11 protein-coding genes are annotated in these 12,485 nt (G+C 70.1%); 4 read left to right on the top strand and 7 right to left on the bottom strand.

Translation table 11 applies throughout. The features are described from left to right. Nucleotides 1–23 precede the first annotated feature (23 nt). The 6 genes from HPO96_RS36800 to HPO96_RS36825 are packed head-to-tail and all read right to left on the bottom strand — an operon-like array spanning nt 24 to nt 6,161. Nucleotides 24–1,841, bottom strand: a complete 1,818-nt coding sequence (locus HPO96_RS36800) for a sensor histidine kinase (RefSeq protein WP_171679114.1) — start codon at nt 1,839–1,841, stop codon at nt 24–26. 1 nt (nt 1,842) lies between these two features. Then, a complete protein-coding gene (locus tag HPO96_RS36805; protein WP_171679115.1) occupies nt 1,843–2,532 on the bottom strand; it encodes a response regulator transcription factor in 690 nt (229 codons plus the stop codon). Between the two features lie 23 nt (nt 2,533–2,555). Beyond that, entirely contained in the window at nt 2,556–3,776 is a 1,221-nt protein-coding gene (locus HPO96_RS36810; RefSeq protein WP_171679116.1) for an ABC transporter permease, read from the bottom strand. Next, nucleotides 3,773–4,441 carry an ABC transporter ATP-binding protein gene (locus HPO96_RS36815; RefSeq protein ID WP_171679117.1) on the bottom strand — a complete coding sequence of 223 codons (669 nt, stop codon included), beginning with the start codon at nt 4,439–4,441 and terminating at the stop codon, nt 3,773–3,775. The genes HPO96_RS36810 and HPO96_RS36815 overlap by 4 nt, the downstream gene beginning before the upstream one ends. Further along, nucleotides 4,438–5,553: a peptidoglycan-binding protein gene (locus HPO96_RS36820; protein ID WP_171679118.1), complete on the bottom strand. Its 1,116-nt coding sequence runs from the start codon at nt 5,551–5,553 to the stop codon at nt 4,438–4,440. Before HPO96_RS36820 ends, HPO96_RS36815 begins: the two co-directional genes overlap by 4 nt. After that, the gene (locus tag HPO96_RS36825; protein ID WP_171679119.1) at nt 5,550–6,161 is read right to left on the bottom strand and encodes a hypothetical protein; all 612 of its coding nucleotides are present in this window, start codon (nt 6,159–6,161) and stop codon (nt 5,550–5,552) included. Before HPO96_RS36825 ends, HPO96_RS36820 begins: the two co-directional genes overlap by 4 nt. Nucleotides 6,162–6,260: 99 nt before the next feature. On the opposite strand from HPO96_RS36825, the gene HPO96_RS36830 reads away from it, so the two are divergent. From HPO96_RS36830 to HPO96_RS36845, 4 genes are read left to right on the top strand one after another with little or no spacing between them, the layout of a single operon-like run. Further along, nucleotides 6,261–6,842, top strand: a complete 582-nt coding sequence (locus HPO96_RS36830; protein ID WP_171679120.1) for a winged helix-turn-helix domain-containing protein — start codon at nt 6,261–6,263, stop codon at nt 6,840–6,842. Between the two features lie 5 nt (nt 6,843–6,847). Then, a complete protein-coding gene (locus HPO96_RS36835) occupies nt 6,848–7,921 on the top strand; it encodes an epoxide hydrolase family protein (protein WP_171679121.1) in 1,074 nt (357 codons plus the stop codon). 39 nt (nt 7,922–7,960) lie between these two features. Next, on the top strand, nt 7,961–10,243 hold the full coding sequence (locus tag HPO96_RS36840; protein ID WP_171679122.1) for a family 78 glycoside hydrolase catalytic domain: 2,283 nt from the start codon (nt 7,961–7,963) through the stop codon (nt 10,241–10,243). Nucleotides 10,244–10,264: 21 nt separating this feature from the next. Beyond that, complete coding sequence (locus HPO96_RS36845; RefSeq protein WP_171679123.1) at nt 10,265–11,980, top strand: cation:proton antiporter domain-containing protein; 1,716 nt, start codon at nt 10,265–10,267, stop codon at nt 11,978–11,980. Between the two features lie 40 nt (nt 11,981–12,020). Here HPO96_RS36845 and HPO96_RS36850 read toward each other — a convergent pair whose 3' ends face one another. Beyond that, on the bottom strand, nt 12,021–12,404 hold the full coding sequence (locus tag HPO96_RS36850) for a cysteine/serine endopeptidase inhibitor (RefSeq protein WP_171679124.1): 384 nt from the start codon (nt 12,402–12,404) through the stop codon (nt 12,021–12,023). Between the last annotated feature and the right edge of the window lie 81 nt (nt 12,405–12,485).

Genomic DNA, 12,485 nt, shown 5'->3' on the forward strand with positions numbered 1-12,485 from the left:
CTGTCAGCCGGCGCCGAGCGCGATCACTCCTTGGCCCGGACGGCCGGACGAGCGGCCTGATCGGGCAGCCCGGGGAGGCGGAGGGTGAAGGTTGAGCCTTGGTCGGGGGTGCTGGTGACGGTGGCGGTGCCGTGGTGGGCTTCGATGAGGCTGCGGACGATGGGGAGGCCGAGGCCGCTGCCGCCGGTGTGGCGGTTGCGGGACTGGTCGGCGCGCCAGAAGCGGTCGAAAACCTTGGGGAGGTCGGCGGGGGCGATGCCGGCGCCGGTGTCGATGACGTCGATGACGATGTGGTCGGCGTCCGGGCGGCCTTCGAGGCGGACGGCGCCGCCGGCGGGGGTGAAGCGGAGGGCGTTGGCGACCAGGTTGCCGATCGCCTGGCGGAGGCGGACGGGGTCGGCGTCCAGCTCGAGGTCGCCGATGGTTGCCGCAGACAACGTGATGCCGGCGTGTTCGGCCTGGGCGCGGTAGGTGGCGACGACCTGGTCGAGGAGCAGGCCGAGGTAGACGCGTTCGGGGTGGATGCGCAGCGTCCCGGCGTCGGCGGTGGCCAGATCGCGGAGGTCGTCGATGATGTGCTGGAGCAGCGCGGCCTCCTCGCTGAGCGAGGCGATGAAGGCGGCGTCGGGCTGCGCGACGCCGTCCTCGACGGCCTCCAGCCAGCCGCGGATGTTGCTCAGCGGCGTCCGCAGCTCGTGCGCGATATCGCTGACCATTGCCCGGCGCAACGATTCGGTCTTCGCCCGGCGGTCGGCCAGCTCGTTGAACGCCAGCGACAGCTGACCGATCTCGTCGCGGCCGCGGACCCGCACCCGGATGTTCTCGTCGCCACCGGTCATCTGCCGGGACGCCTTGGTCAGCGCGCGCAGCGGCTGCACCAGCCGGACCCCGCCGACGACGGCGATCAGCACGGTGACCCCGAGGATGGCGGCCGCGACCCCGGCGATGCGCTTCTGGTTCGCGGGCGACAGGTCGAACTCGGCCGCGGCTGCCTCGTTCTGCGTGCTGACGAACAGCAGCGCGAGCGGCGCGACGTACGGCTTCAGGATCACTCGCCGAGCGTCCAGCAGGCAGGTGTCGACGGCGTCCGGATCGGGTGGCGGCGGGACCGCGCGCGACTCCTGCGCGGTCGGCCCGCGTACGATCCCCCAGCTCAGATCGGCCTGCAGCTTGATCGGCATCACCGGCCCGCGCGCGTTCAGGCAGGTGTTGACCGCCTTCTGCAACCGCTCGTACGCCGCCAGCTGCGGCGGCTCGACGACCCGCAGCTCGTCGCCGTCGCACCCCTCGATGGTGCCCGGCGGCGCGCCTTCGATCGCGGGCCGCCCGTACGCGTCGACGACGATCTTCCCTTGCGCGGAACGGGTCTGCACACACGTCAGCACCCGCTTCGCGATGCCGTTGTACTTCGTCCGTTGCGCCGCGGTGAGCGCGAACGGGCCGACCACCCGCGTGTCGATCAGCTCCCCGCCGGTGTTCACCTTGGTCAGGTCCCGGCTGACGCGCAGCGGGTCGATCAGCGCCGAGCCGTCCCGGTCGCGCGGGACCGGTTTGCCGGCGATCGGCGTCCGGTCGCGTTCGGTCAAGGTGATCTGCCGGTCCAGCTCGATCTCGAGGCGGGTGAGCACCGGCTCGATCCCCGCCCAGCTCTTGTGGGTGGCGGCGTACTCGATCAGGGTCTGGTAGATCCGCGCGTCGTCGGCCAGCGCCTGGCCCTGCTGCTCCTGGATCGCGACCGTCGTACTGCGGGCCGCGAGCCAGGCCGTGGCCGCGATCGAGCAGAGCGCGATCAGGACTGCGCCGGCCAACAGCCGGACCAGCACACTGCGCCGGGCGGCCATCTCAGCCGTCGGCCAGCTTGTAGCCGACCCCGTAGACGGTCAGCAGCCGGACCGGACGCCGCGGGTCCGGCTCGATCTTCTTCCGCAGGTTCAGCACATGCGTGTCGATCGTCCGGGTGGTGATGTACTGGTCGACGCCGTGCAGGTTCTCCAGCAGCTGGGCCCGGGTGAAGACCCGGTGCGGCCGGGCCGCCATCGTCGCGATCAGCCGGAACTCGCCCGGCGTGCACGAAATCTGGTTGCCGTCGGCAAACAGCTCGTGCCGCTCCAGATCGACCGCGACGCCCCCGACCCGCAGTAGCGTGTTCGGCTCGGCCGTCGCGGATCCGCGGGTACGCCGCAGCAGCGTGCGGACCCGGGCCGCCAGCTCCCGCGGGCTGAACGGTTTGGTCATGTAGTCGTCCGCGCCGAGGTCGAGCCCGAGCAGCAGGTCGTCCTCCTCGGCCCGGGCAGTCAGCATCAGCACCGGCAGGTCGGTCTCCTGACGGAGGATCCGGCAGACGTCGAGCCCGTCGACGCCGGGCAGCATCACGTCCAGCACGAGCAGGTCGGGCTGCCGCCGGCGGACTTCCTCCAGCGCGGACCGGCCGTCGTGGACGACGATCACCGTGTGGTTCTCCAGCTCGAGGTAGCGCCGGACGAGCTCGGCCTGTTTCTCGTCGTCCTCGGCGAGCACGACCTGCGCACACATGGTGTCGACTATAGGCGGCCGGATCAATCTGCTGCCAGCGCTTCCGTTGGCGTGAGCAACGATGCCCGGACGGCCGGATACACCCCGGCCAGAACGCCGACCGCGATCGAGGCGCCGAGCCCGGTGAGCACCGCGGACGCCGGGATCACCACCGGCCAGTGCTGCGATTCGGCGTACCCGATCACGCCGAGCACACCGAGGACCGCGCCCATCGCGCCGCCGATCGCGCACAGCACGATCGACTCGGTCAGGAACTGCCCGCGGATCTGCCGCCGGTTCGCGCCGAGCGCGCGCCGCAATCCGATCTCGCGCCGGCGCTCCAGCACCGAGATGACCATCGTGTTCGCGACGCCGATCCCGCCGACGAGCAGCGCGACCCCGGCAAGCCCGAGAAACAGCGTGGAGAACGCGTTCTGGGTGATCCGCTTGGCGGCCAGCGCCTCCGACGGCCGGCTGACCTGGACCAGGCCCGGCTGCTCGGGGCTGAGTGTCCGCCCGAGGACGGCGCGGACATCTTCGACCGCGGTGTCGGCGGAGCGCACGTAGACCACGGTCGGCCGCCCGTCGAACCCGAGGCTGGCCTTGGCGGCCTCCCACCCGACCAGCACGGACTGTTCCAGGTCGGGGGCCAGCGGGGATTTCGCGAGGATGCCGATCACCGTGAACCAGGTGTCGTTGAGCAGAATCCGGGGCAGTGGTTGCCCGATCGGCAGGCTCGTGATCCCCAACCAGGTGGCGGCTTTCGCGCCGAGCACCACGGTCGGGAACTTGTCCGTTGCCGGCGACAAGAACTTCCCCGAGTACATCGTCGTCCCGAGCAGCTCGGCCAGGTTCGGCGTCCCGGCCAGGACGGTGATCCCGCTGCCGCTGGACGTCGTGTCGAGTTTGTCCGACCGCCGGACGCTCGCGTGCACGTTCGCCACACCGCTCGCGTCTCGCACCGGGCCGATCCGCCCGGCCATCCCGACCGCCTCGGCCGGCAGCCCGGCGGCCGTATCGCTCTGCCCGCTCGCATCCGGTACGGCGGCCGCGCGCAGCAGGTTCGGCCCCAACGTCGACAACTCGTCCAGCACCGCTTGCTGACTGGACGCCGGAATCCCGGTCACCACGATCATCGTGGCGATCCCGATCGAGATCCCCAGCGCGGACAGGGCCGCGCGCAGCGGCCGGGTCCGGAGCCGGGTGAGCCCGAGCAGCAGCAGGTCGGAGAAGGCCAGCCGGACCGGCTGGGTCAGCCGGGTCATGCGGCGGTCACCAGGTGGCCGTCGCGCATCTCGAGCCGCCGGGGGAGCTGGGCGGCGATGTCCCGATCGTGAGTGATGACGGCGATCGTCGTACCGGCGGCGTGCAGCTGGTTGAGCAACTCCAGCACGGCGAGCCCGTTGGCGGTGTCGAGTGCGCCGGTCGGTTCGTCGGCGAGGACGACGGACGGGTTGTTGACCAGCGCGCGGGCGATCGCGACCCGTTGCCGCTCACCGCCGGAGAGTTCGTGCGGGCGGTGGCCGGCGCGATGGGACAACCCGACTTTGGCGAGCGCCTCCAGGGCCAGCGGCTTACGGGCCCGGCGCGGCGTTCCGGCGTACAGGAGACCGGTCGCGACGTTCTCGGTGGCGGTGTGGCCGTCGGAGAGGTGGAACTGCTGGAAGACGAAACCGATCGAGCGACCGCGCAGCGCGGAGAGCTCGCGATCGGACAGCGTCGCGACGTCGTGCCCGCTGATCGCGACCGTTCCCGCGGTCGGGCGGTCGAGGGTGCCCATCAGGTTGAGCAGCGTCGACTTACCCGAGCCGGACGGGCCGACGATCGCGACCAGCTCGCCGGACTCGATCCGCAGCGAGACGTCGTCGAGCGCGCGGACGCCGCCGGGGTACTCCTTGACGGCATGGCTGAGTTCGACCACCGCGGTCATGACGTGGTCACCACTTTCTGCCCCTCCTGCAGGCCGTCGCCGGTGATCTCGACGTTGCCGTCGGCAAACATCCCGGTCTCGACCGCGACCAGGGTGGTCGTCGTCCCGCTGACGACCTGGACGGCGTACCCGCCCTCGCGCAGCGCGAGCAGCGCCGCGACCGGGACCACCAGGACGTTCTTGTGACTCGGACCGGGGACGACGACCTGCACCGGGCCGGAGTCGAGGCCCTTGCTGTCGGTTTGGTTCGCGAGTCCGATGGTCGCGGCCAGTTGCGGCTTCTTGGTGCCGTCGGACGGGCCGCCGTCCGGCGGGGGAGTGGCGTCGGTGCTGATACTGCGGATCGTGCCGGAGGTGGTCTTCCCGCTCGGCAGGTTGAGCTTGACCTTCACACCGGCCTTGATGCCCTCGGTCGCATCGGCGTCGAACGAGAGCGTGACGACCTTCTCGGTCGAGGTGATATCGAGGACGTCGGCCGCGGCCGGGTCACCCAGGGCCGCCTTCAGCGCGTTGATCCGGACGGCGCCAGGCAGCACGACGACCGTGGCCGGATCGATGACGCCGGTCGGCTGCTGGTCGAGCGACTCCTGCCACTTCTTGACGGCCTTGGTGGTCGCGTCGGTCAGCTTGTCGGTCGTGGTGTTCGGCAGGAAGCCGAGGGCGGTCAGGTTCTGCTTGACCACTCTGACATCGGGACCGCTCAACGGCTTGTCCTTGACCGGAGGCGAGGTCGGCGGCGGACTGGCCGGCGGCGCGGCTTTGCCAACCGGACGGAACAGTGGGGTGCTCCCGTAGAACAGCACCACCGGCTTGTCGTCCACCCGGTACAGCACCTCACCGCGCCCTACTGTGGTGCTTGCCTTTGGCAACCAGGTGATCGTTCCGGTCGCCTTGCCCTTCACGGTGCTGCTACCGCCGTAGCCCAGCTGACCCGCCAGCTCCTTCGACCGGGACAGCGTGGTGCGGGTGATCGCCACCGTCTGGGCCGGGTCCGGGCCGTCGGTGGCGGCGGCCGGTTGCGGACGGTCGACGTACCGGAAGACGGCCAGGCCGCCGCCGGTCAGCACCGCCAGCAGCACGACACCGGTGAGCACGCGTCGCCGAGAGCTCACTTGCCGGCCACCTCGCGCTGGCACTGCGGCATCAGGTTCATGCCCTTGGTGATGGATTCCATGTCGTTGTTCTTGCCGCCGAGGGACGGGCCGACGATGCCGGACGACGTGTCCGACGACAGCTCGACGTACTTGACGCCCTTGTCCCTGAGGCACTGCACGACCTTGCGGCCGAAATCGAGCGCGTCCGGGTTCTTGGCGTCCACCTCCCAGGCGGGCAGCGGCAGCTTCGGCGCGCAGACCTTGCCCGCGGTCTTGGCCTTCTTCGGGTCGGTCGTCGGCCCGTCGCCGAGGACGCCGGCCTGCTTGCGCTCGGCGTAGACGTCGATGCCGTTGTCCTTCATACAGGCCAGGTACGGCTCGAGCAGCCGCTTGCGGTCGGCGTCGGTCATGTCGATCCGCTCCCGCACCCGCCCGGCGTCCGGATCGGCCGGCGCCTTGGCGGTGGTCTTCTTCCCCGGGGTCGGCGTCTTCAGCGTCGCGACCTCCGGCGCCTTGCCGGTGTCCTGGCTCTGCGCCTGGGTGTCCGCCTTGGAGCTCGCGCACCCGGCGGCCAGCGCGGCCGCCAGCAGCAGCGGAGCCCATCGCAACAGTCTTCTGCTCGTCATACCCGCCACGATGCCGAGCGAATGTCAGGGACTTGTCCGGGCTGGGTGCGCATCCTGTCCGCGCTTGCAAAGAACTGTTTGCAAAGTTATCTTTGCATCATGTCCGAACGAGCTCCCGCCCTGGAGACGGCCGCGCTGCGCGCGCTGGCGCACCCGCTGCGGGTCCGCATCCTCGACGAGTTGTCGATGTACGGGCCGCTGACGGCCAGTGGCCTCGGCGCCCGGCTCGGCGAGTCCAGCGGCGCGACCAGCTACCACCTGCGCCAGCTGGAGAAACACGGATTGGTGGCCGAGGACGCCGGTCGCGGCACGGCGCGGGAGCGCTGGTGGATGCGGCGTCCCGGCTCGATCACGCTGCCCGCGGCGCACGACCAGCCCAGCGGCAGTGCCGAGCGGCTCGCGACCGAGCTGATCGACGCGGAGTGGATGCGCCGCCGCGACGAGACCGTCCGGGAGTTTCGCGCGGACGGCGAGCAGACGTTCGGCCCCGAGTGGCTCGACGTCGCGTCGTTCGACACCGTCAATCTGCGGCTGACCGCGGCCGAGCTCGGCGAGCTGATGGCCGAGCTGGATGCCGTGATCGCCCGCCGTCTCGCGCTGCCCAGATCGCCGTCCGCGCGGCCGGTGCAGTTGCAGGTCAATGCCTTCCCGCTGGTCCGCGGCGAAGCCGACAAGGAGTAGAGCCAATGGATCCCTTCCGGATCGCAGTCCCCGACGACGTCCTCGACGAGCTGCGGGCGCGGCTGCGGCGGACGCGCTTCGCCACCCCGACCGCGCCCGGCTGGCAGGCCGGCGTCGACCCCGCCTATCTGCGCTCGCTCGTCTCGTACTGGGCCGAGGAGTTCGATTGGCGGCGGGCCGAGGCACGGCTGAACGGCTACCCGCAGTACGTCGAAGCCGGCACGCACTTCGTGCACCTCGAACGCGACCCGAGTCGGCCGCCCGTCCTCCTCACGCACGGCTGGCCCAGCGCGTTCACCGAGCTCCTCCCGCTGGCCGAGCTGCTCGACGTCGACGTCGTGATCGCCACCCTGCCCGGCTTCCTCTGGTCCGAGGCGGCCGAAGGACCGACGACCCGCGCGGCGATCGCCGACCGATTCCACCGGCTGATGACCGACACGCTCGGCTACGACCGCTACTTCGCCTTCGGGGGCGATATCGGCGGCTCGGTCTGTGGGTGGCTGGCAACGCAGTACCCGGAGCACGTCGCCGGTGTGCACGTCGTCCACGGCCCTTTCCCGGCCGAGTATGCCGAGCCGATCACGGCCGCGGAGCAGGTCTGGCTCGACTCCGACGACGAACGCGGCGAAGCGGACGGCGGCTACCAGGCGATCATCGGCACCAGCCCGGACACGGTCGCCAGCGCCCTGCTCGACTCACCCGCCGGTTTGGCGGCGTTCATCATCGAGAAGCTCCGCGTCTGGTCCGACTGCGGCGGTGACCTGGAGTCCCGGTTCGACCGCGACACCCTCTGCACGCTCCTCACGCTGTACTGGGTCACCGACTCGATCGGTACGTCGTTCCGCCCGTACTTCGACGGCCCGCACAACAAGCCGCGCCCGACCATCACCGTGCCGGTCGCCGTCACCCAGAGCCAGGAGTGGAACATGCCGCTCTTCCCGCGGTCGATCGCCGAGCGCGCGGCGTCCGACATCCGCCGCTACCTCGCGCCGGAGCGGGGCGGGCACTTCATGGCTTTCGAGGAGCCCGAGCTGGTCGCCGCCGAGCTGACCGCATTCATGGCCGGTATCGGTCAGTAGCCGGGCGCTGACAGTCCGTCCTGCCTAGGCTCGTCGGGTATGGGCTGGATACGGGGATTGGTCGGGTCGCTGGCAATGGTCTTGGTGGGTGGTGGCGTAGTGCCGCAGTCGGCGGTGGAAGCCGAATGGATCAGCGCCGGTGGTGACGCGCCGCTGCTGCGGACCGAGTTCCCGGTCCGCAAGGCCGTCCGATCGGCGCGCGTCGAGGTGTACGGGCTCGGGTTCTACGAGCTGCGTCTGAACGGCGCGAAGGTCGGGGATCACGTGCTGGCGCCGTCCAACACGCCGTACGACCGGTGGAACCTGACCGACTCGTACGACGTGACCCGGCAGATCCGGCGCGGGGACAACGCAATCGGCATCTGGCTCGGCAACGGTTACGGCGCGCGCTACAACCAGTACGGCTTCCGCTGGCTCGGTCCGAAACAGGCGTTCGTCCGGCTCGACCTGACCTTCGCAGACGGCAGCCGGCAGCGCGTCGTCAGCAACGACGGCTGGAAATGGGCCGAGGGCCCGATCGTTGCCAACGACATCTATCACGGCGAGTCGTACGACGCCCGCCGGGAACGGCCCGGCTGGGACACGGCCGGGTACGACGACAGTGCCTGGTCGGCCGTCACCGCGGTCGCCGCGCCGAAGGGTGCGCTGACGCCGAACACCGCGCCGCCGATCCGCGTGCGGCACGACCTGCGCCCGGTGGCGCTGACGACGCCGAAACCCGGCGTGCACATCTTCGATCTGGGCCAGAACATCGCGGGCTGGAACCGGCTCCGGGTGAAAGGGGCCGCGGGCAACGTCGTTCGGATGCGCACCGCGGAGGAGCTCGGCGCGGACGGCCTGCTCGACACCTTCACCAACCGGAACGCCGCCGCGACCGACACCTACACCCTGCGCGGCGACCCGCACGGCGAGACCTGGGAGCCGCGTTTCACCTACCACGGCTACCGCTACGTCGAGGTGACCGGCTACCCGGGGACGCCGACGCTGGACAGCATCACCGGCCGCGCGATCCACGCGGACGTCGAGTCGACCGGGCGGTTCGACTCGTCGGACCCGATGCTGAACCGGATCTGGCAGAACAACCGCTGGAGCATCCTGAACAACTCGCTCAGCCAGCCGACCGACACCCCGGTCCGCGACGAGCGGACGCCGCCCGCGATGGACGTCCAGGCATACCACGAGGCCGCGATCCGCGAGTTCGGGATGAACGCGTTCTACGCGAAGTACCTGACGGATCTGCCGCCCGGGACGGCGCTGCCGACCGACGAGATCAAGTCGCAGTACCCGGATATGGCCGGTGGGCAGGTGGTGCTCGCCTGGTCGCTCTACCAGGAGTACGGCGATCGGGCCACGCTCGCGGCGACGTATCCGCTGATGAAGACGTTCGTGGATCGGAACGCGGCCGAGGTGCCGACCCACATCTGGCCGGCTGAGCGCTCGTTCGGCGACTGGTGCCCGCCGGACCACGGGCCGGAGGCGAACAACGGGATGGGCAGTCCGAGCGCGGGGGACTGTTTCAGCGAGGGGTCACTCGTCAACACGGCGTTGTCGTACCGGCAAGCCGAGGCCGTGGCGAAGGCGGCGCGGGTGGTCGGGAGGCCGGCCGACGTCGTCCGGTACACCACGCTGGCCGACGCGATCCGGGTTGCCTTCAACAACCACTTCCTGAGCGCCGACGGGACGACGTACAGCAGCGGCCGGCAGACCACCAGTGTGCTGCCGCTTGCCTTCGGGATGGTGCCGGCCGAGCATCGGCAGGCGGTCGGCGACAAGCTGGTCGCGACGATCCTGGGCAAGGATCGCGGCCATCTCGACACCGGCATCTTCGGCACCCGCTACCTCATCGACGCCCTGGCGGCGATCGGTCGGCTGGACGTCGCGATGACCATCCTGCACCAGACGACGTACCCGAGTTTCGGTTTCCAGATTGCGCACGGCGCGACGACGCCGTGGGAGCAGTGGCTGTACACGTCCAGCATGGAGACCCACGACCATGCCATGTTCGCGGGGATCAACGCGTCCTTCTACACCGTCCTGGGCGGTATCCAGCCGGCCGAGCCCGGCTACCGGTCGATCACGATCGCCCCACAGCTCCCGCCGGGCCTGGAGCGAGTTGCCGCTGGCATCAAAACCGTCAGCGGCCTGGTTTCGTCAACCTGGGAACACCGCGCCGGCCGCCTTCGGCTGACCGTGACCGTCCCCCGCGACGCCACCGTCACCGTGCCCGGCACCGGCGTCCGGCCGCCACGTGGGGCCGAACATCTGCACGGGACGACGTACCGGGTCGGCGCGGGCCGGTGGGTCTTCACCGCCCAGAGCTGATCACGCGCCTAGTGTGGCCGGGTGGACCATCAGTTCTTGCTTGTGGCCGGGGCCGGGCTGGCGATCATGATCGCGGCGTCGGTGTTCGCGCGGCGGACGGGCGTCGCGGCGCCGTTGCTGCTGGTGGCGCTGGGGATCGGGGCGAGTTATCTGCCCGGTACGCCGACGATTCACCTGGAGCCCGAGCTGGTCCTGGCGGGGGTGCTGCCGCCGCTGCTGTACTCGGCGGCCGTTCAGCTGCCCGTGCTCGACATCCGGCGGAACTTCGGGCTGATCTCGTGGCTGTCCGTGGCGATGGTGATCGTGTCGTCGGTGGCGATCGGGGCCGTGGTGCATGCGGTGTTCCCGGGGATCTCGTTCCCACTCGCGGTGGCGCTCGGCGCGGTGGTCAGCCCGACCGACGCGGTCGCCGCGACGGCTATCGGGCATCGGGTCGGCTTGCCGCCGCGGCTGATGACTGTGCTCGAAGGCGAGAGCCTGCTCAACGACGCCTCGGCGCTGGTGGTGCTGCGGACGGCGATCGCCGGCATCGGCGTCACCGGCGGGTTCAGCCTGGGAGCGACGGCGCTCGACTTCGCCTGGGCAGTCGTCGGCGGGGTGCTGATCGGGCTGGTCGTCGGGTGGCTGACCGCGTTGTTGCGGCAGCGGCTGGACGATCCGGTGCTGAACACGACGATCTCGTTCGCGGTCCCGTTCCTGGCCTACTTCCCGGCGGAGGAGGTGCACGCGTCCGGCGTCCTCGCGGTCGTGCTGGCCGGGCTGGTGACCGGCGTCCTGGGCAGCAAGCGATTCAGCGCGCAGGACCGGCAGACCCAGTCGACCACCTGGACGACGGTCAGCTTCCTGCTGGAGAGTGCGGTCTTCCTGGCTATGGGCTACCAGTTGCCCGAGCTGATCGACGCCGCGCGCGAGGAGACCACGGTCGGCGAGATCACCGGCCTGGTGCTGATCGTCGTGGGCCTGCTGGTCGTGCTGCGCTTCGTCGGGCTGCTCTGGCCCGCGCTCGGGATTCGCTTCAACCGCGACGACCGGGCCGAGCAGACCCGGACCAGATTGACCGCGTTCGAGGAGCATCTCGACGCGATGGACCCGAGTGACGAACGCGAGGAAACCAGGCTCGCCTGGGCGCGCAAACGGCTGGCCCGCGGCCGGGCCGATATCGACTTCGAGGAGCGCGAGCCGCTGACCAAGCGCGGCCTGTTCGTGGTCGGCTGGGCCGGGATGCGCGGCGTCGTCACGGTGGCCGCCGTCCAGACGATCCCGCCGGAGACGGCGCACCGTGCGACCGTCGTGCTGGCGGCCTTCCTGGTTGCGCTGATCACGCTGGTGCTGTTCGGGCTGACGCTGCCGATGGTGATCTCCTGGATGAAGTTCAGCGCGGTCACCTATGAGGACAAACGCGATTCGTCACAGGCATTGCTGCGCCGGATCGCCGAGTCGGCCATCGACGCCCTCGGCCCGCTCGAGGAGCAGACCATCGACGGCAGCCCGCTGGACCCGGAGCTGGTCAGCTCGATGAAGGACCGGATCCTGCCGCAGATGTTCGTCATCACCCGCGAGTTCCGGGAGTCCGAGCCCGACAACCGTGCGCAGATGCTGATCATCCAGCGCCGCTACCTGGATGCCATGCGCGATGCCCTGATCGCCGAGCGCAGTATCGGCGCCTACAGCTCCGAGACGTACCGCCGCGCGGAGTCGCTGATGGACGGTTTCGAGCAACGCTTCACCACCACCTGAGGCCCGCCGGCGCGGGGCAATGCCGCGCCGGCGGGGTCGGTCAGACGATGTCCCAGGTGATGTTGATGATGCCGACGTCCGGGTTGGCCAGGTTCGCGAAGGCCGGCCGGCTGAGGTCGATCTTGTTGTTGGGACACGAGGGGCACTTGTCGCGAATCGGGACCGTGATCGTGCGTCCGTTGTAGGTGACGCGGATGGACTTCTTGCAGAGCGGGTCGTTGTTCGGGTTGGGGCTGGTCCACAGGCCCGCGGGCGCGGCGACCAGCCAGTCGGTGTTCGCGTTCAGCGGCGTGCCGCAGGCGCCGATACCGGCGTCGTTGTACCAGCTCGCGGTGCCGCTGACGGCGAAGGCCGGAGTACTGGTCATCGTGAGGGCGCCGGCCAGAGCGGCGGCGCCGAACAGCATGCGGAATTTCCTGGTCATGTTCCTCACCTTTCGGGGCGGATGTGGGAACGCTTCCATCACCTAGAGTCAATGCTCGGCGACCGTGTGTAAAGAGCTGTT

The sequence above is a fragment of the Kribbella sandramycini genome (assembly GCF_013131805.1).
Lineage (GTDB): Bacteria > Actinomycetota > Actinomycetes > Propionibacteriales > Kribbellaceae > Kribbella > Kribbella sandramycini.